Origin of the sequence: Mesorhizobium sp. SEMIA396, assembly GCF_024518615.1 — a bacterium.
Taxonomy (GTDB): Bacteria; Pseudomonadota; Alphaproteobacteria; order Rhizobiales; family Rhizobiaceae; genus Mesorhizobium.
This window is the reverse complement of record NZ_JANIFC010000001.1, coordinates 755,968-781,564: the sequence shown is the minus strand read 5'-3', so window position 1 is coordinate 781,564 and position 25,597 is coordinate 755,968. Positions and strand designations below refer to the sequence as shown.

Below are 25,597 nucleotides of genomic sequence, written 5' to 3'. Positions count from 1 at the left end.
CATGACCACAGCACCCGCCCAGGCGGGGTGGCGATTCAGGCAGCCGAGCGTCATTCCGGGTTTCGGATTGACGCTCGGCTTCTCGCTTGCCTACCTCACCCTCATCATCCTCATCCCGCTATCCGGGCTGCTCTGGCGCTCGGCCGCCCTTGGCTGGCCTGAATTCTGGGCGATCGCCACCGATCGCCGCACCATCAATGCGCTGAGAATCAGCTTCGGCACCGCCTTCGTCGCGGCTGCGGTCAACGTCGTCTTCGGCACGCTGGTCGCATGGGTGCTGGTGCGATACCGTTTCCCCGGCCGCCGCATCGTCGATGCCATGGTCGACCTGCCCTTCGCCCTGCCGACGGCTGTGGCCGGCATCGCGCTGACCACGCTCTACGCGCCGAACGGCTGGATCGGCAAATTGCTGATGCCGCTCGGCATCAAGGTCGCCTATACGCCGCTCGGTATTGTCATCGCGCTGATCTTCATCGGCCTGCCCTTCGTCGTGCGCACCGTGCAGCCGATCATGGAGGAGATCGACAAGGAAGTGGAGGAAGCCGCCGCCACGCTTGGCGCCAATCGCTTCCAGATCATCACCCGCATCCTGTTTCCGGGCCTGGCGCCGGCCATCGTCACCGGCTTCGCCCTCGCCTTCGCGCGTGGCGTCGGTGAATACGGCTCGGTCATCTTCATCGCCGGCAACTTGCCCTACAAATCAGAAATCGCACCCCTGCTGATCGTCATTCGGTTGGAGGAATACAATTATCCGGCGGCGACAGCGATCGCGGCGATCATGCTCGCTCTGTCGTTCATCATGCTTTTGGTCGTCAATCTCGCACAGTCATGGAGCCGCAAGCGCTATGGCTGACCCGGAGATCAAATCCTACGAACCGCATCATGAAAGCCAGTCGGCGGCGGTCACTGAAAGCCGCCCTGCGCGCCTTGCTCTGATGGCCGTCGCCTTCGCCTTCCTCGGCATTTTCCTGCTCTTGCCGCTGATCATCGTCTTCAACGAAGCCTTCGCCAAGGGCATCGGTGCCTACACCGAAGCGCTCGGCAGTGCCGACACGCGCTCGGCGATCCGGCTGACGCTGCTGGTGGCGGCGATCTCGGTGCCGCTCAACATCGTCTTCGGCATCTCCGCCGCCTGGGCGATCGCCAAGTTCGAGTTCAAGGGCAAGGCCTTCCTGACCACGCTGATCGACCTCCCCTTCTCGGTCTCGCCGGTCATATCGGGCCTCGTCTATGTGCTTCTGTTCGGCGCCCAGGGGCTGCTCGGCACATGGCTGAAAGCGCATGGCATCGTCATCCTGTTTGCCGTGCCGGGCATCGTGCTGGCCACAATCTTCGTCACCTTCCCCTTCGTCGCCCGCGAGTTGATCCCGCTGATGCAGGAACAAGGCAATGGCGACGAGGAGGCAGCGCTTTCGCTCGGCGCCAATGGCTGGCAGACCTTCTGGTACGTGACCTTGCCCAACGTCAAATGGGGGCTGCTCTACGGCGTGCTCCTGTGCAATGCGCGTGCCATGGGCGAGTTCGGCGCGGTATCGGTGGTGTCGGGCCACATACGCGGCCTGACCAACACCATGCCGCTGCATGTCGAAATCCTCTACAACGAGTACAACGCCGTCGGTGCCTTCGCCGTCGCTTCATTGCTTGCGGGCCTGGCGCTCGTCACGCTGGTCTTGAAAACACTTCTCGAGATGCGCTACGGCGCCGAGATCGCCGCGACACGCGGGCACTGACAAAGGGACCACTATGGAAGTTCGCGTTGCCAACGTGCGCAAGGAGTTTGACCAGTTTCCGGCGCTTCACGACGTGTCGCTCGACATCAAGTCGGGCGAACTGATCGCGTTGCTGGGACCGTCCGGTTCCGGCAAGACGACGCTGCTCAGGCTGATCGCCGGGCTGGAGCGGCCGACACGGGGAAAGATATTCTTCGGCGACGAGGACGCCTCGCACAAGTCCATCCAGGAGCGCAATGTCGGCTTTGTCTTCCAGCACTATGCGCTGTTCCGGCACATGACGGTGGCGGACAATATCGGCTTCGGCCTGAAGGTCCGGCACGGACCGTCGCGCCCGCCGGCGCAGGAGATCCGCCGTCGCGCCTCCGAGCTTCTGGACCTCGTCCAGCTTTCAGGGCTCGAAAAGCGCTATCCGGCGCAGCTCTCCGGCGGCCAGAGGCAGCGCGTGGCGCTGGCGCGCGCCATGGCGATCGAGCCCAAGGTGCTGCTGCTCGACGAGCCGTTCGGCGCGCTTGACGCGCAAGTGCGCCGGGAATTGCGCCGCTGGCTGCGCGAAATCCATGACGCCACCGGCCACACCACCGTCTTCGTCACCCACGACCAGGAAGAGGCGCTGGAGCTTGCCGACCGCGTCGTGGTGATGAGCCAGGGCCGCATCGAGCAGGTCGGCACCGCCGACGATATCTACGACACGCCGAACTCGCCCTTCGTCTACGGCTTCATCGGTGAATCGAGCTCGCTTCCCGTCAAGGTCGAGAATGGCGAAATCTGGCTCGCCGACCGTCCGATCGGGCTTGCCGCGCCCAACGAGCCCTCGGGCGATGCGACGCTCTACTTCCGCCCGCACGATGTCGAATTGCTGGACGGCTGCAGCGGCTGCATCGCCGGCACGGTCGCCGCCAGCCGCCGCGTGGCCGGCACGCGCCGGGTCGAGCTTGAAATAGGCGGAGAGCGCCAGCGGGTCGAAATCGAACTGCCGGTCGATCACCCCGCGGCGCAGAAAAGCCGGGTGGCGTTCCGCCCCGGACGCTGGAAGCTTTTTCCGGCGGCTTGATCCTCTGGTCTATGGCTACGCCAGCCAGTTCTCGACCTTCAGGCCCCTGATCCGGTTGAACTCTCCCGTGTTGGCGGTCACCAGCGTGGTGCCCAATGCACAGGCATGAGCGGCGATAAAAAGATCGTTGTGGCCAATGGTCTGGCCCGCGGCTTCAAGCTCGGCGCGAAGTCCGCCATACTCGGCATCCACCGGCACATCGAGCGGCAAGACAGGAATCTCGGCCAGCAAGTCTTCAACCTTCTTGAGCAGCTTGGCCGATCCCTTCTTGGCGCAGCCATATCGCAATTCCGAGGCGACCACGATGCTGGTGCAAACGGCGTCATCTCCCTCGCGCGACATTGCCCTCGCGGCCTTGCCAGCCGGGTTTCGGATCATGTCGCTGATAATGTTCGTATCCAGCATGAACCGCATCTAGAAAATGTCCTCGGATTTGACTGGCGTGTCGTAGATCTCGGGGAAGTCGTCTTCAGGATCGAGCGGCGGCTCTTTCGCCCACTGGGCGAGCAACGCGGTGAGGCCAGGCTTGCGAACCGGCTCGATGACAAGACGATCGCCTTCCCGGCTGATCAGGACTTTTTCGCCGGGAAGCTCGAACTCGACAGGAATGCGCACCGCCTGGCTGCGGTTGTTGCGAAACAGCTTCGCCTCCTTGGGCGGCGTTGTTGAATGTCGGCTCTGGGGCATGTTGCAGCTCTTTTGTATATGCCTTTTGTATATGCCATGCAGCGCCGCAAAACAAGGCGCAGAAAAACTCCGACGAAGGTAGCATTCTCCTGGAACAGAATTCCAACATTCATCGACTTAGGCGACATATTTTCCTACGATGAGGCCACGAACCTACGGCGCATGCCTCGTCGCACACCACGCACCCCGGCTATGGTCCCACCATAAATTGCATCGGAGCCTGTTTTCATGAGACGATTTTTCCTCGGGCTTGCCACCGTCGCAGGCCTGTTCCTTGCATCCTCCCAAGCCTGGTCGGCCGACAAACTGCTCAATGCGTCCTATGACGTCGGCCGCGAACTGTTCGTGCAGGTGAACAAGGCCTTCATCGCGCAGCATCCGGGCGTCACGGTCGATCAGTCGCATGCCGGCACTTCGGCGCAGGCGCGTGCCATCGCCGAGGGCCTTGGCGCCGATGTCGTTACCTTCAACCAGGTCACCGACATCGACTTCCTGGTCAAGAAGGACCTCGTCTCGGCCGACTGGCAAAAGGATTTTCCCGACAACGCCTCGCCCTTCTATTCGCTGCCGTCCTTCCTTGTCCGCGCGGGCAATCCCAAGCATATCAAGGACTGGAACGATCTCGTGCGCGACGACGTGCAGGTGATTTTCCCAAATCCGAAAACCTCCGGCAATGCGCGCTACACCTATCTGGCGGCCACCGCCTACGCCAAGGAAGCCTTCAAGGGCGACGAGGCCAAGGTGAAGGAGTTCATCACCAAGCTTTTCAACAACGTGCCGATTTTCGACACCGGCGGCCGCGCCGCGACCACCACCTTCGTGCAGCGCGAGATCGGTGATGTGCTGATCACCTTCGAGTCGGAGACGCGCGGCATTCGCAAGGAGTATGGCGACGGCAAGTTCGAGCAGGTCACTCCGACGGTCAGCCTGCTGGCCGAATTCCCCGTCGCGATCGTCGACAAGGTTGCCGACGAGCACGGCACGCGCGATCTGGCCAAGACCTATCTCGACTTCCTCTACACGCCGGAGGGCCAGGACATCGCCGCCCGCAACGGCCTCAGAGCCCGCGACGCCGCTGTGGCGGCAAAATACAAGGCCGATTTCCCCGATATCCGGCTGCTGACGGTGGAAGACGTCTTCGGCGGCTGGGACAAAGTGCAGAAAGAGCATTTCGCCGCTGGCGGCCTGCTCGACCAGACCTACGGCAGCCGCTGAAGGCCGCGATATCTGCGCAGTTGACGGAAAAGCCGGCGCCCTGCCGGCTTTTTTCGTTTTGAACGCCGAAAACCTGGTTATCAGCGGAATATCCGCCTTCTCAGTGCAAAACGTTACAAAGAATCAACGCGTTTGTGCCTAACTGCAATCCGGCGGCTTGTTTTCGCGAAACATCATCGCGCGGCGAAAACGTCATTATTTGCACACAAACAGTCGCCAGATGCGAGTGGTTGGGGCTTCAATGGGTTGATCTGGGCATGCTGACGAAAAAAGGCAAATACGGCCTCAAGGCCCTCGTGCATCTGTCCGGCCTGCCGGCCGGCCAATTGGCCTTCGTCAATGACATCGCGGTGGCCAACAACATCCCGAAGAAATTCCTCGATGCCATTCTGGGCGAGTTGCGCAACGCCGGCTTCGTCCAGAGCCGCAAAGGCAAGGAAGGCGGCTATCGCCTCGCCCGGCCGGCCTCCGAAATCAAGATCGGCCATGTCGTGCGCGTGCTGGATGGGCCGCTGGCGCCGATCCCTTGCGCCAGCCGCACGCAGTATCAGCGCTGCGAGGATTGCGACGAGGCGACCTGCCAGGTCCGCCACATGATGCTGGAGGTGCGGCAGGCGATCGCCGAAGTGCTGGACAATCGCAGCCTTGCCGCCATGCGCGACGCCGACAATGACGATTTTCCGGTTGAGCTGACGTCGCAGATATAACCACCCACTGCAAGCTGACCGCGCTCAGACAGATGAAGGAGGGAGTTCTCCAAATCCCGGGTTGCAAACACCCGAAATCACAGGAGAACCCCATACAGTTTGGCCTACCCGTTCACATTTGACGCAGCCTCGAATACAGCGCGTGCGGACGTCGTACCCGCTACATGCTCCGTACCCGCCACACCGAGGTCCATCCATCCTGCATTCACGGCCTCGTACATTTCTTCGGCAGGTCCGCTGTGGCCCCTCGGGATGCCGAATTGTTCGAGCGCTTCCGCCCACCCTGCACGCGGGATTGCAAAGGCTTTCACGTCGAGGTTCAGGACTTCACCCAACTGCTCCGCGACTTCATCCGCGCTGACCATCGAACCAAGCTCGACGATGCGCTGCCCTGACCACGTTGGCCCGGTCAGAAGCGTTGCGAATTCCGCGCCAATGTCGTTCGTCGCGACCATGGTCGATTTCCGGTTTGTCGGATTGTAGAAAGCCGGCAGCGTTCCGCCCTGCGCGACCTGCAACCCGAAAAGAAAATTCTCGAAGAATCCGCCTGCGCGCACAAAAGCAACTGGCGATGTCAGGTCGCGAAAACCTTGCTCCAGAAGGGACAAGGCCGCGATCACCCCGTGCCCGCTGGTTCTGTTCGCGCCCATCGACGAAAGCGCAACCACTCGCGGCGGCGCTGCCTTGGTGAGCGCCTCGACATAGCTTGCAATCACGGCCTTTGCTTCCTTGTAATCGGGCGAAGGCGCCCAGACAGGAGGCAGCATGACGAACGCGCCTTCGACGCCTTCGAGCGCCCGCTCGATGGCTGCCGAATCATTCCAATCGCCGTCAACCAGCTCCACGCCCCGGTTCGCCCAGCTCAACGCTTTCTCGCGGTCGCGGACCAGCGCGCGCACCTTTTTGCCTTGCGCTAGCAAATGCCTTGCCGTCGCGCCGCCCACGTTTCCCGTGATTCCCATTACTAAGAACATGTGTTTTCTCCTGATGTTGAGGGACAGAACTGCCCCTGTTGGTTCAATGGATGAGCGGCAGAATGGCCCGGATACGGGGATCGCGCAGATAGAGGCCGCCCCAGGTCATCGCGCCCAGAAGCAGGGAAATGATTTCCGGCGGCGATCCCAACTCACCGATGCGGAGATGGGCGCAGATGGCACCTCCCAAAAAGCCCGTCACCAGGATCGCGCCGAGGACGGCGGTGACCGGGATGGCGTAGAGGATGGCGCAGGCGAGGATGATCGGACCCACGACGCGCGTCAGATCCATCGCGAACCCGGTTTCCTGCAACATGCTCGCGACCCGTGCCGGCGCGAAAAGCTGAACAGTGCCGTCTGTCATCAAAGCGATAACGACAAACGCGCTCATTATCCGGCCGGCCCACAGGGCGCGATGCAAGGTCATAGTTTCAGGTGTCTGATGCGGGTTCACAGTTTCGGACACTTGTCATTCTCCGATGGGGAGATCCCATATTCGAAGCTTACTGTGCCTCTCAGGTGTGATAAACACCGAGGAAATGAACCGACTGTTCTCTTTTTGGAAAACAATACCGGGAAACGAAAATGCAAAATCTCGAACCCATCCTCATTTTCATAACGGTAGCGGAAATGGGGAGCTTCACCCGCGCAGCCGACAGCCTGGGCATCCAAAAGGGGAGAGCCTCAACGGCGGTCCGGAAGCTGGAAGAAGATCTCGGTGTCAGGCTCCTGCACCGGACGACGCGCAGCGTGCGGTTGACGGAAGACGGACGCGCATTTCATGCCCGTGCCCGCGATCTGCTCGCTGAAGTCGATGATCTGCACTCGATGTTCGCAGGCGATCGCGTGGCACTTCGCGGGCGTTTGAGAGTCGACCTTCCGACCGAAGTGGCGCGCACAACGATCGTGCCGGCCTTGCCGGATTTCATGGCGGCGCACCCCCAATTGGAGCTGGAGGTGTCGAGTACGGATCGGCAAGTCGATCTGGTTCAAGAGGGGTTCGATTGTGTATTGCGGCTTGGACCCATTCGCGACGAGACGCTGATTGCCCGCCCGTTGGGCCTGTTGCGCATGGCCAACGCTGCCAGCCCCGCCTATCTGGCGCGCCATGGCGTCCCTCGGTCGCTGGAAGATCTCCAGCGTCAGGAACATAGGACAATTCACTTTTCGACGGTGCTAGGCGCGAGACCCTATGGATGGGAATATCCGGACGGCGACAGCTACGCGACGCTTCAGTTGCCAGGTGCGCTGCACGTCAACAGCGCGCAGACCTACGAAGCCGCCGCCCTCGCCGGCCTTGGTGTGATTCAGGCGCCACTTTTGGGCATTGGCCAATACTTGGAGAGTGGAGCGCTTATCGAGATCATACCCGATTTTCGTCGACGGGCGCTCGCCGTATCCCTCGTCGTCGCACATCGGAGCAATCTGTCGCGCCGAGTCCGCGCATTCATGAAATGGATCGAAGATGTGCTGACGCCGTATATGGAATAGCGACTGCCGGTCAGCGATCAGCGGTCCGGCGTCGCGGGCGCCAGCTCGCGTTGCACGCGCCTGTCCCCCAGGTAGAGGGCAAGCGAAATTTGCAGAAGTCTTGAGCGCGGACATGACCTTGCACGTCCCAAGCCGACGCAGTAAAGCGGGGGTCGAAGAACGGGCTGGACCGATGAGGCTGTGGTGGTTCGCAAAATCCCGCAAGGCCGCCCGCAAGCTGCCATCGGCAGCCAGTTTCCGCACTGAAATCATCGCCGACGTCTTCGTCCCGGAACGGGCGGAGGACGTCCGCTTCTTCAGCCGCAAGCTGGTTCACCCCGGCCGGCTTCGCCGCTTTTCCAACAAGGACCTTCGGGAAGGCCTGCTGTCCGTCTTCTATCTCGTGGTGGCAGCGGCGCTGCCGGTGCGCTGGTGGGCGCCGATCTGCGGCCGCATATCGAGGTTTCGCCTCAAGCGCCATATGCGCAAGGAATTCCCGGCCTACGCGGCCGCGACACGCGCGGTGCTTGGCGATGGCATCGATACACGCAAGCTGTTCGAGGGATTGCTGGCGGCGCGCCATCGGCGCCGCCTGCAGCTTGCCGCACATCTGGTGGCTGGCCGCTGGTCGCCGACGATCCGGCTGGAGGGGCTGGAGGGGCTGCGGTCGGCCTTGCAGCGCGGCCACGGCGCCATCCTCTGGTGCGATCAATTCACCGCCCAGACCATCATCGGCAAGCGCGCGCTATACGAGGCCGGTGTCGAGGCGCATCAGGTGAGCGTCAACACCCACGGTATTTCCGAAAGCGCGTTCGGCCTGCGTTTCCTCAACCCGCCGCTGGTCAATGTCGAAAACCGGTTCCTGAAAAGCCGGGTCGCCTTTGATCGCGACGATGCCTACCAAGTCACCATCCGCATCAAGAAGATCCTGAAGCAGAATGGCGTGGTGACGATGACCAACACCGTCCATGCCGGCACGACTTTCACCGAGGCAGCCATGGGCGAAAGCGGCTGGACGCACCTCGCCTCGGCGCCGGCGAATTTTGCCGCCAGGGGCAGAACCGCCCTGTTTGCCATGTCGACCTTCGAAGTGGTTCCCTTCATCGAGTACCGCGCCGTGCTCAGCCCCGAGTTGACGCCGGAGGCATCTGTAACCCCGGCGAAGGACACCGCCAGGGATGGCGCCAAGAACATGGCTGTGCAGGCGCACTACATCCTGCTCAAGCGCGACCGCCTGCTGGAAGCGCTGAGGCTCTACCCCGAGCAGATGCTGACGTGGTCCCGCCGGCAGCGGCTGACCGAGGCGCCGGACAGCACCGGCATCGGAATGGATGAAGGCTCATGACCGGCGTATCAGGCGGACCGCGCCGGCGACGAGCTCACCGACCGGACGTGTGGCATCGAGTGTCAAGGCGCGCTCTTCCGCAACCGGCGGCTCGAGGATGGCGAACTGGCTGTCGACCAGGCTTGCCGGCATGAAATGGCCTTTGCGGCTGCCGACACGCTGCCTGGCCGTGGCAGGGTCGATCTCCAGATAGAGGAAGACGATTTCCGGGCAGAAGCTGCTCAGCCGGTCGCGGTAGCTGCGCTTCAGTGCCGAGCAGGCGGCAATCACGCCCTGTCCGCTGCCCACCGACTCCGCGATGCGCTCGCCGATCGCGTTGAGCCAGCCTTCGCGCAGTTGATCGGTAAGCGGTTCGCCGCTTGCCATGCGTGCGACGTTTTCCGGCGGATGCAGCTTGTCGCCCTCGATAAAGGCAACGCCCAGAGCGGCCGCCAGCGCAATACCGACGGCCGACTTGCCGCAGCCGGCGACGCCCATCACCACGATGGCCGGAGGCACCGAGCCGGGAGCGCCCGCTGGCGCCTGTGTTGCCTTTTCGTCCACGGTCAGCGGCTTGCCGGCGCGCGGCCGTAGAGCAACAGCATGGCGACAATGACGACGCCGTAGATGATCTGCCGCCCCGCCTCCGGCATCTGCATGACCGACAGAATGGACTGCAGCAGCGTGATGAGGATGACACCGGCGACAGTGCCGAGATAAGAGCCGCGTCCGCCCAGGATCGAGGTGCCGCCAAGCACCACCGCGGCGATCGACGGCAGCAGATAAGCGTCGCCCATCGACTGCGCCGCCTTGGAGGCATAGCCAGCCAGAAGCGCGCCGCCGAAAGCCGAGAGCCCGCCGGAGACGGCGAAGGCGATCATCACCACGCGCCGCGTATCGATGCCGGAGAGATAGGCCGCGCGTTCGCGGTTGCCGATGCCGTAGACGGTGCGGCCGAAGCTGGTACGGGTCAGCACGAACACCATCGCGGCTCCGATCAGCGCCCAGATGATAACCGCGTTGGGCACGCCCGGAATGGCGAAGCCGGTCGCCAGGTAGCGCATCGCGCCCGTTGCCGAATCCTGCGGCGAGAAGCCGCCTGTGTAGACCACCATCAGCCCTTGCGCGACAGCGTTGGTGGCCAATGTGATGATCATCGAGGGGATGCGCAGATAGGCGACGCCGATGCCGTTGACGACGCCGATCAGCATGCCGCAGAAAATACCGAACGGAATGGCCAGCGCCACGCCGACCGGGCCGTACGCCGCCGCAGCGCAGGCCATCATGGCGCCCGCCGCCACCGCCCATGGCACCGACAGGTCGATCTGACCGAGCAGGATGACCAGCATCATGCCGGTTGCGATGACACCGAGGAACGAAGCCACCTTGAGCTGCTGCAGAAGATATTCAGGCGACAGGAAGCTTCTGGAATAGAGGCTGCCCAGGAACAGCAAGAGAACGATGCAGGCAAAGGCCGTCAGCACCGCCGGATCGGCGCGGCGGATGAATCTGGGCATGCGGCCGGCAATGCCGCCAAGTGTCGTTTCGCTCACAGGAACCACTCCAGCCGGTTGCGGACCCGAAACAGGGCGAAGGCGCCGAGGCTGACGGCGACCAGCAGGATAACGCCCTGGAACAGCGGCTGCCAGAGCGGATCGAAATCGAAGACGAACAACAGGTCGCCGATGGTGCGGAAGGCCAGCGCGCCGAAGATGGCGCCGATGGCGCTGCCCTTGCCGCCGAACAGCGAGACGCCGCCGAGCACCACGGCTGCGATCGAAAACAGCGTGTAGGAGTTGCCGCTGGCATAGGCCGCCTCGCCCGTATAGGTGAAGAAAGTCAGGAACAGTCCGCCGATCGCCGCCAGCAGGCCGGCCAGCGTGTAGGCAGCGAACTTGCCGCGCCGGATCGGCACGCCGGACATGTAGGCCGCCGTCTCCGACGAGCCGGCCGCGTAGGCCGCGCGGCCGAGCACCGAGCGGCTGAACGGCACCCAGATCACCAGCACGATGGCCAGCAGGACGACCAGGCTCGCCGGCACCACGCCGAACACACGGCCGGTCAGCGCATCGGCCAGATCCTCATTGACCGAGCCGCCAGGGAATGGCCGCAGCAAAAGGCCGATGCCGTAATAGACGGCGCCAGTGGCAATGGTGGCGACAATCGGCTGCAGCCGGCCATAGATGACGATGGCGCCGTTGATCGCGCCGCACAACAGCCCCACCGCCAGCACGGCGATGACACCGAGCGTCGTCTGCATCGGCGTGCCAACCACCAGCCAGGAGGCGAGGCAGTTGGTGAGCAGGAAGATCATACCGACGGACAAGTCGATGCCGGCGGTGATCACCACCAGCGTCTGCGCCATGGCGACAAAGGCGAGCAGCACGCCCTTGTTCGACGCCGTCTGCACGACATTGGCGGTGAAGCCCGCCGGATGGTTCGAGGTGTAGATGACGAACATGACGATGAAGATGCCGAGCGCCAGCAGAGTTCCGCGCTGCTCGGCCAGCCAGTAGCGCCAATCTTTCACGCGCTTGCTCCCAGGCCCACCGGGCTGTCCTCGCCATGGATATTGAGCGCGCTTGATATCAGCGCCCGCTCGGTGATCTCGGCACCGACCAGCTCGCGCTTGACCGCCCCGTCATAGAGCACCAGCACGCGATCGCAGCAGCCGATCAGTTCATCATAGTCGGTCGAGTAGAACAGGATCGCAGCACCCGCGTCGGCCAGTTTGCGCATCAGCTGGTACAGCTCCTGCTTGGTGCCGACGTCGATGCCGCGCGTCGGATCGTTGAGCAGGATGATGCGTGGCTGGCGCATCAGCCATTTGGCGATGACCACTTTCTGCTGGTTGCCGCCCGAAAGCGCGCCGACCGGAATGTCGAGGCCCGCCGTCTTGATCGCCAAGAGGCCTACCATGTCGTCGATCAGCCGCTGCTCGGCGGCACGGTCGATGATGCCGGCTTTCGACAGCCGGTCGAGCGCCGCGAAGGACAGGTTCTCGCGCACCGTCATCGGCAGCATCAGCCCTTCGGTCTTGCGGTCCTCGGGAATCAGCGCCATGCCGATGCCGTCGTCGCGCGCAACGGATGGGCTGGTGATCGAGACCGACTTGCCGTCGATCAGGATCTGGCCGCTGAGGCCCCGCAGCACGCCGAAGAAGGCGAGCAGCAATTCGCGCTGGCCCTGGCCGTCGAGGCCGCCAAGGCCGACCACCTCACCTGCCCTGACGGTCAGCGAGATGTCGTGCAGCCGGTCGGCCCATGAGAGCTTGCGGGCCTCGAGCCTGGGGGCCGCGGCGGCAGGCACGGCCGCCGGCTTGGGCGGAAAGATATGGCTGTATTCGCGGCCGATCATCAGTTCGACCACCTCATTGTCGCTCTTCGAGCCGGCTGGATAGCTGGCGACATTGCGGCCGTTGCGGAACACCGTGCACTGATCCGCCAGTTCGGCGATCTCGTTCATGCGGTGCGAGATGTAAAGCAGCGCCAGCCCTTCCGAGCGCAGCCGCTTGAGCACTGCGAAGATCTTCGAGACATCCGCTGCCGTCAGCGCCGAGGTCGCTTCGTCGAGGATGAGGATGCGCGGCTTGCGTGCCAATGCCTTGGCGATCTCGACCATCTGCCGGCGCGACAGCGGTAGGTCCTTGACCAGCGCCAGCGGGTGGATGTCGGCGGCGCCGGCACGAGCAAGTGCTTCTTCGGCGATGCGGCGCTGCGCCTTGCGGTCGATCATGCCGAAGCGTTTGGGCGGGTCGGAAATGACGATGTTGTCGGCAACGCTGAGCTCGGGGACCAGCGACAGTTCCTGGAAGATGCAGACGATGCCGGCCTTGTTGGCGGCCCCCGGAGAAGCGAAGGTCGCCTCGCGCCCGTCCAGCGTCATGCGGCCCTCATCGGGCGCCACGACACCTGCCATGACCTTGATCAGCGTCGACTTGCCGGCGCCGTTTTCACCGAGAATGGCGTGGATGCTGCCGGCTTCGACGACAAGCTCGGCCTTCTCCAGCGCGCGTACACCGCCATAGCGCTTGGATATGCCTTCCATACGAAAGAGCGGAGCCGCACCGTCCATCGGCCCTCCCAGGGCGATTGTGGAATTGAGACAAGCGCCGCGGCTCAAGCCGCGGCGCCGGGTGACAGCCAGCGATGATTTACTGGTTTTCCTTGGTCTGACCCATGATTTCCTGGGCGCTGAAATTGATGCCGCAGGTCGGGAAGGAATTGCCGACGAAGAAATTGTCGGATTCCTTGGGGAAGTAATCCGTGCCTTCCTTCAAGTTCGGGTCTTCGGCGATCGCCAGCGGCAGCTTCACCTCTTGTGGTACCACCTCGCCTTCGAGTGCGGCGATCGCGGTCTTGATGGCGACGGCGACCTGAGCCGGACCCGAGCCGGCGGACGAGCACTTCAGCCCGTCGGCCGAATGCGCGGCGCAGAACTTGCGGAAGCCGTTCTCGGTCTCGCCGCCAAACGGCACGAACGGATGCTTGGCGTCGATCATCGCCTGCACGATGCCGGTATCGCCGCCCTGGCCGGTGATGCCGTCGAACGGACCGTTGGTGGCGATCGCATCGGCGGTCACTTTCTGTGCCACGCCGTCATCCCACTTGCCGGCGACTTCGGTGACGTCCCACTTCTTGCCGGACGCAGCGAAGACCTCGTGGATGCCGTTGTGGCGGTCGGTGTCGACGGAGGTGCCGGCGACGCCGCGCACTTCCAGGATCTTGCCGCCATTCGGTATCTTGGCGACCAGCCACTTGGCCCACAATTCGCCAAGGCCTTTCTGATCGACATTGACGTTGATGGCATCCTTGGTGTCAAGGATGTTGTCGAAGGCGACCAGAACGATGCCGGCTTCCTTGGCGCGCTTGATGACCGGACCGAAGGCTGTCGGGTTCTGGGCGTCGGTGACGATGGCGTCATAGCCGGAATCGATGAAATTGTTGATCGCCGAGATCTGCGCCGGCACGTCCTCGCCCGTCGAGACGACCTTGAATTCCTTGATCTTGGCTTTGACTTCAGGTTGTGCGGCGTAGGCCTTGGCTGTCTGCACCATCTGGATACGCCAGGTGTTGGCGATATAGCCATTGGCGAAGGCGATGCGGAACGGCCCTTCCTTCTTGGGATATTTGAAAAATTTGGTCTCCGCGCTCCACGGCGCGAAACAGTCCGCCTGAGCGGCGGGACCCGACACGATTTCGGGTCCGGCGGCCATGGCGGCCGAATTGAGCATGACGAATGCAGTGGCGGCAACGACGCCACCAACAAGTGACTTGATCATCGATAATCCTCCCGATTGCAGTTCTGATTGTCGTTTCGCAATGCGAATTTTTCGCGCGATGGACCGGCACCTCCCGCCTCGTCATGCGCTTCCTTGGTCGCCGGTGGTGGCCGACCCGGTTCCTCCCTTGTCGCCGCCAGCGGGGCGAAAACTATCATATTATCCATAATAAACAAGTATTAGTTGTCACTTATGTATAATAAACAGGCGCAAACTATCGTTGATACACCTGCCCGGAGGAGATGGTAGCGCTACCAAATTGGCGTGTAAACCGGCATTCGCACAGTCGCTCCTGTGCGTTTCAACGCGCCGTGCTCTCGCGGCGCTTGAGTTCGAAACCGAGGTCGACGATCCGTTGCTCCGGTCTGTTGCCGGCGATCGCCGCCAGCGCCATGGCGACGGCACGCCGGCCGATCTCATAACGATGGGTGCGGATGCTAGTGACCGAAGGAAACGCCACCTGCATCATGTCGAGATCGTTGAAACCGACGATGCCGATCGTCTTCGGCACCGCGATCGAGGCGCGATGGCATTCGAACAAGACGCCGAGCGCGATATCGTCATTGTTGCAGAAGACACCGTCGAGTGTCGGCACCTTGGCCAGCGCGTCGCGGAACATCTCGCGGCCGAGCGACACGCTGGACAGCACCGGCGTGGTGGTTACGAGGCGCGAGTCGAACAGGCCCGCGGCCTCCATCGCCGCGCGATAGCCGGCAAGGCGCCGCTGCGAACGCGGATCCATGCGCGCGCCGATGAAGCCGATGCGGCGATAGCCCGCCTCGATCAGATGCTCGGTCGCCGCCCTGCCGCCATCGAGATGCGAGAAGCCGACCATCATGTCGACCGGATCTGGACCGGTTTCCATGACCTGCACCACAGGGCAGCCGGCACTTTCCAGCAGCTTTCGCGAAGCCGGTGTCTGATCGATGCCGGCGACGATCAGCGCGGCTGGCCGTTGCGAACCGAACACCTGCAGCAGCCGCTCTTCCTCGAGGCCGGAATAGTGGGTGTTGCCAAGCTGGATGCGGAACGGGCTGGCCGACAGGCTGTCATAGATGCCGCGCACCACCTCGGCGAAGACGTTGTTGGTCAGCGACGGCACCAGCACGCCGAACACCTCGGCGCGCGCCGAGGCGAGCGCCCGGGCATTCGGGTCCGGCACGTAGCCCAGTTCGTCGACGGCGGCCTGGATCTGGCGGCGCAGCTCTTCGGACACACGCTCCGGCTCGCGCAGGGCGCGCGACACGGTGATGGCGCCGACGCCGGCCTTGCGTGCGACATCCGCGATGGTCGGGCGACCGCCGCCCCGGCGCGAGCGCGGCTTGGTCAAGGACGCACTCCTGGCGACTGGCTTGTGCAGCCAAGCGCCTTTGGAACCATATTCGGGGTCTTTGCCACCGTCGTCATGCCAAACCGGCCTGTTGCCGCACCCATTCGCCTTCCGGCGTCGCGCAGCCTTGGGTGGTTGTCAAGCCGCGCAGCTCCCGGACCATTGGGCACGGTGAGCTCAGGCCGTCACGGCTGTGCTGCGCCGTGCCTTCCAGAACAGCAGCCCGATCGCCACCAGGTTCAGCAAATTCCACGCGATGCCGTTGAGGAATGCGGCGGCGTAGGAACCAGTCAAATCGTAGATCCAGCCCGACATCCAGCCGCCGATCGCCATGCCGAAGATGGTCGCCATCATGACGATGCCGATACGCTGGCCGGCCTCCCTGGCCGGCATGTAATCGCGCACTATGATCGCGTAGCAAGGCACGATGCCGCCCTGCGACAGGCCGAACACCAGCGACACCACATAGAGCGAGGCAAGCCCGTCGAACGGGATATAGAACAGCAGCGACAGGCACTGCAGCACCGAGCCGATCATCAATGTCCACACCGCGCCGATACGGTCGGCGAGGAAGCCGGACGCCAGCCGGCTGACGACGCCGCCGGCCATCATGATCGACAGCATGTCGGCGCCATGCGCCACGCCGTAGCCGAGGTCCATGCAATAGGCGACGATATGCACTTGCGGCATCGACATCGCCACGCAGCAGCCGAGCCCGGCGACGACCAGCAGCACCTGCAAGGCCGCCGGCGACAGCGAGATCGGCTGCACCGATCGGCTTCCGGGCGAACCCGCGACGGCCGCCGCCGGGGCACCGCGCCGCAGCATCAGCACCAGCGGCACCATTGTCACCAGGCAGAAGATGCCGATTGCCGCATAGGTGAAGCGCCAGCCTTCCGCCTTCATCAGCGTCGGCATGATGGTCGGCCACAACGCTCCGGCAAGGTAATTGCCGGCCGCCGCCGCCGTGACCGCGACACCGCGACGACGGTTGAACCAGTGCGAGATATCGGCGATCAGCGGCCCGAAGATCACCGACGTGCCGACACCGATCAGCACTCCTTGGGCAAGCGTGAATTGCAGGATCGAGGTCGACAGCGCCGCGAGCAGCAGGCCGGCGGAAAGCGCAATCGAAGAGAGCAGCGCCGGGATCCAGTAACCCATCCGGTCGATGGCGCGGCCGACCAGCACGTTGCCGGCGGCGAAACCGACCATGGTCGCGGTGTATGGCATGGACGCCGCGGCGCGGTCGACGCCGAACTCGGCCTGCACCGCAGGCAGCACGACGACGACAGCCCACATGCCCACGGCGCCGATCGTCGCCAGCAGCATCGAGATGGCAAGCCGCATCCAGGCATAGGAGCTGTCGATGCCGGGGCCGGGCTGGATGCTGTCGGTTCGGGTCAAGGCGTTTCCTGTCGGCGGTCTCGGAGATCGGCTGCCGTTTGCGCCACTATCGGCGCATTCTCAGGCCGCAGCAGCGCCACAGCGGGCAAATCCGTGGCTCCAGAGCCAGGCCGGAACCGATGCCGATGTGCAGAGTTTTCCCGGCAACCCACCCTGCAAAGGAGTCCAGCGATGACCGCCACCAGGAAAAAATGGTCGGCCGAGGTGACCGAGCACAGCAACGCAATGGATCTTGAGGATCACGTCTTCGAATCCGACGACGCCAGGAAGATCGCCGGCTCGCTGAAACGATCCGCCGAACACAGCCACAGGCGCAAGGCCGAGCCTTTCCAATCCGCCATGTCGATGCTGAATTTTTACATCAACCGCGCCGGCAAGAACTTGCCTGCCGCGCGCAAAAAAGTGCTTGAGGACGCCAAGGACGAACTGCGCAGCGCCTTCGGACGTGACAAGGATGATTAGCGGCGGCCGGCCCTACCGGGCGCGGATGACGCCGTCTGTGTTGGCGAGCAGTTTGCGCACTGCATTGCGCGCGGCGTCGGGGCGCTGCAAGCGGATGTTCTTCTCGATCGCCTCGTGCAGCTTCTGCGCGTGGTTGAGATCGTCGATCTCCCGCGTCGTATAGGCAAAGAGGTGATCGAACGCGGACTCGATCAGTACGCCGAGCGGCACCAGAAGGTCATTGCCCGAAGCCCGCAGGATGGCAAGATGGAAGCGCGTGTCGGCACGGGTCCGCTCCTGCAGGCTCGTCGCCTCTCCCATCTCCCGGCAGGCCAGGCTGATCTCGGCCATCTGCTCGTCGGTTCTTCGCATGGCGGCAAACGCGGTCGCTTCCGGCTCGATGATGTGGCGGAATTCCTGCACCGTCTTGAGGAACACTTCGCGATCCGGCGACGTCGCGTACCAGGCAAGCACATCGCGATCGAGCAGGTTCCAGCGTTCCTTCGGCTCGACCCAGCTGCCGATCTTGGGACGTGAGGCCAAAAGGCTCTTGGCCATCAGCATCTTGATGGCTTCGCGCACCGCCGAGCGGCTGACGCTGAAGGTCTCCGACCATTTCGCTTCATTGGGCAGGATGGTGCCGGGCGGATAGTCGCCGCGCACGATCCTGAGGCCGATTTCGCTGGCCAGCGAGGCGTGGACGCTGGAGCCTGGGATACGCGCGGCGTCGGCGCGGCGAACGCCGCCCGGACGGTCCCCGGAGACCGCCTTCCCCAACGATTTTTCCTTGTTCGGCTTCGCGTCCCGCATGGGTTCCAGAAAGTCCGTATTAAGCAGGCTGTCAAGCGCGGCAAGCGGCTTGCACCGCAAAGCCGCCCGCTGTGCACAGATCAGCCCCGATTGCTTCGCGGATCAGTCCTGCTTGACGTATTTGCGCCAGCTATGCTCCGGGCGGAAGCCCAGCACGTCGCGCGCCTTGCGGTTGGAGAGCAGCGTCTCGTATTCGCCGAGTTCGGCCTTGACCGTCACGCCGGGGTAGAACCGCTTCAGGAGTTCGGCAGTCGGCAGGTCGGACGAGGTGTCGTCATTGGCCGCGTTGAACACCTGATAGCCGAGCCCGTCCTTCTCGATGGCGCGCAGCGTGATCTGGCCAAGGTCGCGCGCGTCGACATAGCTCCAGGCGATGCGCTTGCGGAAACCCGGATCGGCGAACCATTTCGGAAACAGCGAATATTCGTGCGGCTCGATGACGTTGCCGATGCGCAGGGCGTAGATGTCGGTGCCGTTGCGTTGCGCAAAGGCCCGCGCCGTTTTCTCGTTGACGACCTTGGACAAAGCATAGCTGTCCATCGGATCGACATCATACTCCTCGTCGAGCGGGAAATATTTGGGATCGCGCGGCTCGTTGGCGAACACAAGCCCATAAGTCGTCTCGCTGGAGGCGATGATAATTTTGCGGATACCGAGCTTAACCGCCGCCTCGATGACATTGTAGGTGCCGAGCGCATTGATGCGGAACACCTCGTTGTCGGTGGTGATCATGATGCGCGGGATGGCGGCGAAATGCACCACCGCATCGACCGGCTGCGGGCGCAGCGAGGGGTCGAATTCATGCAGGCCCATATAGCTCGACAGTGCGTTGAACACCTGCCCGCTGTCGGTGATGTCGGTAATCAGCGTGCGCACCTTGGGATTGTCGAGCGGCTTGGTGTCGATGTTGAGCACCTGGCAGCCTTGCTCGACCAGATATTGGACGACATGGCGTCCGGCCTTGCCGCTGCCGCCGGTGAACATGATCCGCTTCGTCATTTTGCTCTCCACATCCTCAGGAATTTATGTGTATTGTCAGACAATATCGCCATCCGCAACCACCCTCGCCTGCAAAACGGCAGTGCCTGACATCAATCATTGCAACAGGACTTGAAGACATGAACACGACTGCCGCGAGCGAAAAGATCGGCTTCATCGGGCTTGGCCTGATGGGCCACGGGATCGCCAAGAACATCGTCGACAAGGGCTACAGCCTGACCTTCCTCGGCCGCAAGAACCGCAAACCGGCGGAAGACCTGCTTGGCCGCGGCGCCACGGAAGCATCGACCTCGCGCGATGTGGCGGCGGCATCTGATATCGTCTTCATCTGCGTCACCGGTTCGCGCGAGGTCGAAGCCATCATTCGCGGCCCCGGCGGCCTCAAGGAGGGCTTGAAAAAGGGCTCGGTCGTCGTCGACTGCTCGACCTCCGATCCGGTCTCGACGGTGGCGCTGGCAGAGGAACTCAAGGCGCTCGGCATCGATTTTGTCGACGCGCCGCTCAGCCGCACGCCGAAGGAAGCCTGGGAAGGCACGCTCGACGCGATGGTCGGCGCGCCGGACGCCCTCTTTGCCAGGGTGAAGCCGGTGATCGAAACCTGGGCCGGCCGCATCGTCCATATCGGCGACACCGGCGACGGCCATCGCATGAAGCTGCTCAACAATTTCATCTCGCTCGGCTACGCCGCGATCTATTCCGAGGCGCTGGCGCTGGCTGAGAAGGTCGGCATCTCGCCGCCGCGCTTCGACAGCGTTATTCGCAATGGCCGCATGGATTGCGGCTTCTACCAGACCTTCATGCGCTGGACGCTCGAAGGTGACCGCGACGCGCACAAATTCACCATCGCCAATGCCTTCAAGGACCTGACCTATCTGGAATCGATGGCGGGTGCGGCCGGTATTGCCAATCCGCTCGGCAACGCCACCAAGAACTCCTTCGCCGGTGCCCATGCAACCGGGCCGGCCGAGCAATTCGTGCCGATGCTGGCTACGCATATCGCTGGGGTGAACGGTGTCGACCTGATGCCGATGAAGGATGGGAAGAAGCAGACCATTTGACCGATTACCCAAGGCTGGCGCCGATCACCGCCTCCACCGCCCTATCCCATCGTCGGTATCTGCAAGCAGCTTGTGCACGGCGTTGCGCGCGGCGGCTGGGCGCTGCAGGCGGATGTTCCTTTCGATCGCCTCATGCAGCTTCTGCGCCTGGCGCTGATCGGCGACCTGCTGCGTCGTGAATGCGAAGAGATGGTCGAGCGCCGACTCGATCAGCACGCCGAGCGGCACCAGAAGGTCGTTGCCGGAAGCGCGCAGGATGGCCAGATGAAAGCGCGTGTCGGCGCGGATACGCTCCTGCAGGCTCAAGGCCTCGCCCATTTCGCGGCAGGCCTGGCTGATTTCCGCCATTTGCTCGTCGCTGCGCCGCATGGCGGCAAAGGCCGACGCTTCCGGCTCGATGATATGACGAAACTCCTGCACGGTTCGCAGGAACGCCTCGCGGTCGGGCGCCGTCGCGTACCAGGCCAGAACGTCGCGGTCGAGCAGGTTCCAGCGCTCCCTCGGCTCGACCCAGCTGCCGATCTTGGGGCGTGAGGCCAACAGGCTTTTCGCCATCAGCATCTTGATGGCTTCGCGCACCGCCGAACGGCTGACATTGAATATCTCGGCCCATCTGGACTCGTTGGGCAGGATGGTACCGGGCGGATAGTCGCCACGCACGATCCGCAGGCCAATCTCGCCGGCCAGCGAAACATGGACGCTCGCTCCCGCAAAATGCGCGGCACCGGCCTTGCGCATGACAGCCGGGCTGCGGCTGGCTTGTGGCTTGGCCGGGTCGGTTCGCTTGCTTGATTTCTCGTCCGGCATCCACGTTCCAATGCGTCGACCGTCTGTCGTCCGGACTGGTCCGAACCGCACGGGCGCCGATCTCGTTGCCGAAAAACCCAGATCACGGACGCGGCAAAGCCGGAGCCGGTTGCCCCAACCATTGCGTCCGTTCGGGAATTATCGCTTCCGTTCAGGAATGACGGGGCGCCCGCAACCGGGCGCCCCGTCATCGAGAACCTACTTCTGGATGCAGGTGTCGACCGTATCCTTGGTGCATTCGTCGAGGCCGGTGAACACCGGATCGGCGACGGGCTTGCCTTCGATCAGGTCGATCATCACCGACGGTGCCTTGTAGCCCATTTCGAATGGACGCTGACCGACAAGAGCAGTCACAAGGCCGTCACGCGCGATCGCCACTTCGTCGCCAATCGTGTCGGCGGCGCCGATGACGAAGTCGTTGCTGGCGATCCGGTCCTTGAGCGGTCCGAACAGATCGCGATAGGGCTGCGGCGCGCCGAACAGCGGCCAGCCGCCCATGATGCCGAAAGCGTCCAGCTTGGGGTTGGCGGCGAGGATGTCGGTCATCGCCTGCACGCCCTTGGCGCCATCGTCATTGGTGAACACCGGGCAGCCGGGAACTTCGGTCCAGCCACCTTCACCGGCAAGTGCCGCAAGGCCTTCCTTGCCCGACAGTGCGTCACGCATGCCTTGCGCACGGCGCAGGATGTTGTCGGCTGCCGGGTTGCCTTCGATGGTGCAGATCGTGCCGCCATTCGGCTTGCCCTTCTTGATGTACTCGCCGATCTTCTTGCCCATCAGGTAATTGTCGGTACCGAGATAGGTCTTGCGAAGACCTGCGTCTTCCTTGCTGAGATCGGCATCGACCGTCATGATCGGGATCGTCGGATTGGCGCTCTTGATCGTCTGCGCGATCAGCGGCGCGTTGGACGGCGAGATCGCCATCGCCACCGTGTCGGCCTTGCTCAGCATGTCCTGGACGATCTGCGCCTCGCCGGCCTCGTCCGAAGTCGACGCCGGACCGGTGTAGAAGCATTCATACTCCGAGCTGGCGTTTTCCTTGTTCCATTTCTCGCAGCCCTGGTGGATGGCCTCGAAGAACGGATTGTCGAGACCTTTCACGACAATGACGAGCTGTTTCTTGGCCAAAGCCGGCCCGGCACCCAACGCCATTGCGGCGACGGCGGCGAGCAAAAGTGTCTTCCTCATGTCAGTCCTCCCTTGAAACAAACGGACACGGCGTGCCCGCCATACAGATCGACCGGATGCGTGATGACCGAGGGTCGTTTCGAGCGCTCGTGTCGCCAGGACAGATCGATAAGCATTTCCAGATTCGGCTTCAGATCAGCTCACACACAGGTGTCGCCGGATGCTGGGCCGTCAAACCTCCGCCGATTCCGGCCGGCGAACCGCCAGCGGGGATCGGCATAATCTCCTCCGACGCTTAGCTAATATCGGCTTGGCGCCAACGTCAATGCTATTTGTCCTACAAAACGGATTTTTAAAATAGTCCTGGCCCAATTCGTCCGACAATTGATTGACGTGCGCCGGCTTTTGCGTAAAAGAACGCTAACGCCGTCTTCGGGAGGAGCCGGGGAGAGCGAGGCCTAAGCAGCGTCGGCATCCACGCCGGGAACAGCGGCAGGTCGCAAATCACGGGGAGGCAAAGGCTGGTGGCGGTTCTCGAACTCACCAACATCTCTAGGCATTTCGGCGCCATCCAGGCTGTCAACGACGTTTCGCTGTCGATCGAGCCCGGACAGGTGGTCGGCCTCATGGGTGACAACGGCGCCGGCAAGTCGACGCTGGTCAAGATGATCGCCGGCAATTTCCGCCCGAGCCATGGCACCATGCACATGGACGGCAAGGAATTGATCCTGCACAAGCCGGCGGAAGCCCGCCAGCACGGCATCGAGATCGTCCACCAGGACCTTGCGCTCTGCAACAATCTGACTGCCGCCGCCAACGTCTATCTCGGCCGCGAGCTGCGGCGCGGCGTCGGGCCGTTCCGCATCCTCGACTATGCCTCGATGTACAAGCGTGCCGGCCAGCTCTTTGCCGAATTGAAGTCCGAAACCCGTCCGCGCGACCTCGTCAAGCAGATGTCGGGTGGCCAGCGCCAGGCGGTGGCGATCGCCCGCACCATGCTGTCGCAGGCCAAGATCGTGCTGATGGACGAACCGACGGCGGCGATCTCGGTGCGCCAGGTCGCCGAAGTGCTGAACCTGATCCGCCATTTGCGCGATCAGGGCATCGCCGTCGTGCTGATCAGCCACCGAATGCCTGACGTCTTCACCGTCGCCGACCGCGTCATCGTCATGCGGCGCGGCCGCAAGGTCGCCGACAAGACGATTGCGTCGAGCTCGCCCGAGGAAGTCACCGGGCTGATCACCGGCGCCATCGAACAGGTTTGATTTCAGCGAATTTCACCACGCAGCAGATGAAGGTCGACGATGGCACTGACAATTGACCAGCCGATCGAACACAAGCAGCAATCCTTGGCCGCGAGAGTGTTTGCCAGCCAGACCTTCTGGGTGGTGATCGCGGTCATCCTTGCCTGCGTGTTCCTATCGTTTGCCACCGACGCCTTCGCCACCTCGAAGAACCTCTACAACATCACCCGCAACATCACCTTCGTCGCCATTATCGCGCTCGGCATGACTTTCGTCATCATCACCGGCGGCATCGACCTGTCGGTTGGCTCGGTACTATGCCTGTCGTCAATGGTGCTGGCCGTCACCATGCATGCCGGCTACTCGATCGAGGTCGGCATCCTGGCCTCCATTGCCACCGCGCTCGCCATTGGCGCCTTCAACGGCGTGCTGATCGCCTATCTCGGCTTTCCACCCTTTGTGGTGACGCTCGGCATGCTGTCGATCGCCCGCAGCCTCGCCATGGTCGCCTCCAACAACACCGTCGTCTTCCAGTTCGGGCCGGACCACGCCAAGCTTCTGTCATTGGGCGGCGGCGCCTGGGTGTTCGGCATCGCCAATCCGGTGCTTTACATGATCCTTCTGGCGCTGATCACCGGCTTTATCCTGCGCTGGACGAAGTTCGGCCGCCACATCTTTGCCATTGGCGGCAACGAGCACGCGGCAACGCTGACCGGCGTTCCGGTGCGCCAGATCAAGGTTGCCGTCTACATGATCTCGGCGCTGTCGGCCGGCATTGCCGGCATCATCCAGACCGGCTGGCTGGGCGCCGTCACCACCAATCTCGGCACCGGCATGGAGCTGCAGGTAATCGCCGCAACCGTCATCGGCGGCGCCAATCTGGCTGGCGGCGTCGGCACCGCCTTTGGCGCCATCGTCGGTGCGGCCCTGATCGAGGTGATCCGCAACAGTCTCGGCCTGCTCGGCATCAATGCCTTCTGGCAAGGCGTGTTCATCGGCGGCGCCATCCTGCTGGCGGTGCTGTTCGACCGCATCCGCAATTTCCGCCGCAGTGACTAGAACCATGATCCCGAAAAGTGGAAACCGGTTTTCTCGGACAAACGGAACCGTTTGTCCGGAGATCATGGTCAAACAAAAGACGGTTTGATGGCCAACTCCCTGTTCAGCCTCGAGGGGCGGCTGGCGCTGGTGACTGGCTCCGGCCAGGGCATCGGCTTCGCGCTGGCTCGGGGCATGGCTGAACATGGGGCAAGCGTGGTGCTGAACGGCCGCGACGCCGCCAGGATCGGCGGTGCCGTCGAAAAGCTGCGCAATGCCGGCTTCAAGGCGCACACCTCGACCTTCGACGTCACCGATTTTCAGGCGGTCAACGAGGACATTGCCCGCATCGAGGCCGAGATCGGCGCCATCGACATCCTCATCAACAATGCCGGCGTGCAGTTCCGCGCCCCGCTCGAGGACTTTCCCGAGGAGCAATGGGAGCGCCTGTTCAAGACCAATGTGTCGGGCGCCTTCCATGTCGGCAAGGCGGTCGCCCGCCACATGATCCCGCGCGGCAAGGGCAAGATCATCAACATCGGCTCGGTGCAGAGCGAACTGGCAAGGCCGAACATCGCACCATACACCGCGACCAAGGGCGCGATCCGCAACCTCACAAGGGGTATGTGCGCCGACTGGGCCAAACACGGCCTGCAGATCAATGCGATCGCGCCCGGCTATTTCCGCACCGAGATGAACCAGGCGCTGGTCGACAATCCGGAATTTTCCGCCTGGCTGGAAAAGCGCACGCCCGCCGGACGCTGGGGCGCTGTCGACGAGCTGATCGGCGCCGCCGTGTTCCTTGCGTCCGACGCATCGTCTTTCGTCAACGGCCATACACTGTATGTCGATGGCGGCATGACGGCTTCGGTTTGAGGGGCGTTCTTCCCTTG

At 63.1% G+C, this 25,597-nt stretch carries 27 protein-coding genes; 12 read left to right on the top strand and 15 right to left on the bottom strand.

What is annotated here, in order from left to right; all coding sequences use genetic code 11:
* Nucleotide 1: 1 nt before the first annotated feature.
* From cysT to NP503_RS03925, 3 genes are read left to right on the top strand one after another with little or no spacing between them, the layout of a single operon-like run.
* A complete protein-coding gene (gene cysT / locus NP503_RS03935) occupies nt 2–853 on the top strand; it encodes a sulfate ABC transporter permease subunit CysT (RefSeq protein ID WP_013530875.1) in 852 nt (283 codons plus the stop codon).
* Complete coding sequence (cysW, locus tag NP503_RS03930; RefSeq protein WP_127270916.1) at nt 846–1,730, top strand: sulfate ABC transporter permease subunit CysW; 885 nt, start codon at nt 846–848, stop codon at nt 1,728–1,730. The genes cysT and cysW overlap by 8 nt, the downstream gene beginning before the upstream one ends.
* 13 nt (nt 1,731–1,743) lie before the next feature.
* A complete protein-coding gene (locus NP503_RS03925) occupies nt 1,744–2,784 on the top strand; it encodes a sulfate/molybdate ABC transporter ATP-binding protein (protein ID WP_127271867.1) in 1,041 nt (346 codons plus the stop codon).
* A gap of 15 nt (nt 2,785–2,799) precedes the next feature.
* Here NP503_RS03925 and NP503_RS03920 read toward each other — a convergent pair whose 3' ends face one another.
* Together NP503_RS03920 and NP503_RS03915 are read right to left on the bottom strand one after the other, a co-directional pair.
* Nucleotides 2,800–3,198, bottom strand: coding sequence for a type II toxin-antitoxin system VapC family toxin (locus NP503_RS03920; protein WP_127271404.1), 399 nt, complete (start codon nt 3,196–3,198; stop codon nt 2,800–2,802).
* Complete coding sequence (locus NP503_RS03915) at nt 3,199–3,471, bottom strand: antitoxin (RefSeq protein ID WP_127271402.1); 273 nt, start codon at nt 3,469–3,471, stop codon at nt 3,199–3,201.
* A gap of 228 nt (nt 3,472–3,699) precedes the next feature.
* Here NP503_RS03915 and NP503_RS03910 point away from each other — a divergent pair, with 228 nt between their 5' ends.
* On the top strand, nt 3,700–4,686 hold the full coding sequence (locus NP503_RS03910) for a sulfate ABC transporter substrate-binding protein (RefSeq protein ID WP_127271870.1): 987 nt from the start codon (nt 3,700–3,702) through the stop codon (nt 4,684–4,686).
* 257 nt (nt 4,687–4,943) lie between these two features.
* Nucleotides 4,944–5,393, top strand: a complete 450-nt coding sequence (locus tag NP503_RS03905) for an Rrf2 family transcriptional regulator (RefSeq protein WP_013530871.1) — start codon at nt 4,944–4,946, stop codon at nt 5,391–5,393.
* A 104-nt stretch (nt 5,394–5,497) separates the two neighbouring features.
* On the opposite strand, the gene NP503_RS03900 is transcribed toward NP503_RS03905, so the two are convergent.
* Both NP503_RS03900 and NP503_RS03895 read right to left on the bottom strand, forming a co-directional pair.
* Nucleotides 5,498–6,367 carry an NmrA family NAD(P)-binding protein gene (locus NP503_RS03900; RefSeq protein WP_127270223.1) on the bottom strand — a complete coding sequence of 290 codons (870 nt, stop codon included), beginning with the start codon at nt 6,365–6,367 and terminating at the stop codon, nt 5,498–5,500.
* 43 nt (nt 6,368–6,410) lie between these two features.
* Entirely contained in the window at nt 6,411–6,833 is a 423-nt protein-coding gene (locus NP503_RS03895) for a DoxX family protein (protein ID WP_127270225.1), read from the bottom strand.
* Between the two features lie 119 nt (nt 6,834–6,952).
* Between NP503_RS03895 and NP503_RS03890 the strand changes: the two genes are divergently transcribed.
* Both NP503_RS03890 and NP503_RS03885 read left to right on the top strand, forming a co-directional pair.
* Nucleotides 6,953–7,858, top strand: coding sequence for a LysR family transcriptional regulator (locus tag NP503_RS03890; protein WP_127270227.1), 906 nt, complete (start codon nt 6,953–6,955; stop codon nt 7,856–7,858).
* A gap of 172 nt (nt 7,859–8,030) precedes the next feature.
* Nucleotides 8,031–9,182, top strand: coding sequence for a hypothetical protein (locus NP503_RS03885; protein WP_127271873.1), 1,152 nt, complete (start codon nt 8,031–8,033; stop codon nt 9,180–9,182).
* Here the strand turns inward: NP503_RS03885 and NP503_RS03880 are convergent.
* The 7 genes from NP503_RS03880 to NP503_RS03850 all read right to left on the bottom strand — a co-directional run bounded on the left by NP503_RS03880 (nt 9,177) and on the right by NP503_RS03850 (nt 17,179).
* Nucleotides 9,177–9,725, bottom strand: a complete 549-nt coding sequence (locus tag NP503_RS03880; protein ID WP_127271875.1) for a gluconokinase — start codon at nt 9,723–9,725, stop codon at nt 9,177–9,179. The two genes, NP503_RS03885 and NP503_RS03880, sit on opposite strands and share 6 nt — an antisense overlap.
* A 2-nt stretch (nt 9,726–9,727) precedes the next feature.
* Nucleotides 9,728–10,714, bottom strand: a complete 987-nt coding sequence (locus tag NP503_RS03875; protein WP_127271876.1) for an ABC transporter permease — start codon at nt 10,712–10,714, stop codon at nt 9,728–9,730.
* A complete protein-coding gene (locus NP503_RS03870) occupies nt 10,711–11,691 on the bottom strand; it encodes an ABC transporter permease (protein ID WP_127270185.1) in 981 nt (326 codons plus the stop codon). Before NP503_RS03870 ends, NP503_RS03875 begins: the two co-directional genes overlap by 4 nt.
* The gene (locus tag NP503_RS03865) at nt 11,688–13,235 is read right to left on the bottom strand and encodes a sugar ABC transporter ATP-binding protein (RefSeq protein ID WP_127270183.1); all 1,548 of its coding nucleotides are present in this window, start codon (nt 13,233–13,235) and stop codon (nt 11,688–11,690) included. The genes NP503_RS03870 and NP503_RS03865 overlap by 4 nt, the downstream gene beginning before the upstream one ends.
* 79 nt (nt 13,236–13,314) lie before the next feature.
* Nucleotides 13,315–14,442, bottom strand: coding sequence for a sugar ABC transporter substrate-binding protein (locus tag NP503_RS03860; RefSeq protein ID WP_127273383.1), 1,128 nt, complete (start codon nt 14,440–14,442; stop codon nt 13,315–13,317).
* A gap of 301 nt (nt 14,443–14,743) precedes the next feature.
* On the bottom strand, nt 14,744–15,772 hold the full coding sequence (locus NP503_RS03855) for a LacI family DNA-binding transcriptional regulator (protein ID WP_127271475.1): 1,029 nt from the start codon (nt 15,770–15,772) through the stop codon (nt 14,744–14,746).
* 177 nt (nt 15,773–15,949) lie between these two features.
* The gene (locus tag NP503_RS03850) at nt 15,950–17,179 is read right to left on the bottom strand and encodes an MFS transporter (RefSeq protein ID WP_127270871.1); all 1,230 of its coding nucleotides are present in this window, start codon (nt 17,177–17,179) and stop codon (nt 15,950–15,952) included.
* A 171-nt stretch (nt 17,180–17,350) separates the two neighbouring features.
* Between NP503_RS03850 and NP503_RS03845 the strand changes: the two genes are divergently transcribed.
* Nucleotides 17,351–17,641 (top strand): DUF3175 domain-containing protein, encoded by a 291-nt coding sequence (locus NP503_RS03845; RefSeq protein ID WP_127270870.1) that lies wholly within the window; start codon nt 17,351–17,353, stop codon nt 17,639–17,641.
* A gap of 12 nt (nt 17,642–17,653) precedes the next feature.
* On the opposite strand, the gene NP503_RS03840 is transcribed toward NP503_RS03845, so the two are convergent.
* The gene (locus tag NP503_RS03840; RefSeq protein ID WP_127271478.1) at nt 17,654–18,430 is read right to left on the bottom strand and encodes a FadR/GntR family transcriptional regulator; all 777 of its coding nucleotides are present in this window, start codon (nt 18,428–18,430) and stop codon (nt 17,654–17,656) included.
* Between the two features lie 102 nt (nt 18,431–18,532).
* Complete coding sequence (locus NP503_RS03835) at nt 18,533–19,429, bottom strand: NAD(P)-dependent oxidoreductase (RefSeq protein WP_127266785.1); 897 nt, start codon at nt 19,427–19,429, stop codon at nt 18,533–18,535.
* Between the two features lie 119 nt (nt 19,430–19,548).
* Here NP503_RS03835 and NP503_RS03830 point away from each other — a divergent pair, with 119 nt between their 5' ends.
* Nucleotides 19,549–20,487, top strand: coding sequence for an NAD(P)-dependent oxidoreductase (locus tag NP503_RS03830; RefSeq protein WP_127266786.1), 939 nt, complete (start codon nt 19,549–19,551; stop codon nt 20,485–20,487).
* Nucleotides 20,488–20,511: 24 nt separating this feature from the next.
* Here NP503_RS03830 and NP503_RS03825 read toward each other — a convergent pair whose 3' ends face one another.
* Both NP503_RS03825 and NP503_RS03820 read right to left on the bottom strand, forming a co-directional pair.
* Nucleotides 20,512–21,294 (bottom strand): FadR/GntR family transcriptional regulator, encoded by a 783-nt coding sequence (locus tag NP503_RS03825; protein ID WP_127266787.1) that lies wholly within the window; start codon nt 21,292–21,294, stop codon nt 20,512–20,514.
* A gap of 198 nt (nt 21,295–21,492) precedes the next feature.
* Nucleotides 21,493–22,482: a sugar-binding protein gene (locus NP503_RS03820; protein ID WP_127266788.1), complete on the bottom strand. Its 990-nt coding sequence runs from the start codon at nt 22,480–22,482 to the stop codon at nt 21,493–21,495.
* A gap of 464 nt (nt 22,483–22,946) precedes the next feature.
* Here NP503_RS03820 and NP503_RS03815 point away from each other — a divergent pair, with 464 nt between their 5' ends.
* The 3 genes from NP503_RS03815 to NP503_RS03805 all read left to right on the top strand — a co-directional run bounded on the left by NP503_RS03815 (nt 22,947) and on the right by NP503_RS03805 (nt 25,580).
* Nucleotides 22,947–23,687, top strand: coding sequence for an ATP-binding cassette domain-containing protein (locus NP503_RS03815; protein WP_013530854.1), 741 nt, complete (start codon nt 22,947–22,949; stop codon nt 23,685–23,687).
* A 39-nt stretch (nt 23,688–23,726) separates the two neighbouring features.
* A complete protein-coding gene (locus NP503_RS03810; RefSeq protein WP_127266789.1) occupies nt 23,727–24,725 on the top strand; it encodes an ABC transporter permease in 999 nt (332 codons plus the stop codon).
* An 87-nt stretch (nt 24,726–24,812) separates the two neighbouring features.
* The gene (locus tag NP503_RS03805) at nt 24,813–25,580 is read left to right on the top strand and encodes an SDR family oxidoreductase (protein ID WP_127266790.1); all 768 of its coding nucleotides are present in this window, start codon (nt 24,813–24,815) and stop codon (nt 25,578–25,580) included.
* Nucleotides 25,581–25,597 lie beyond the last annotated feature (17 nt).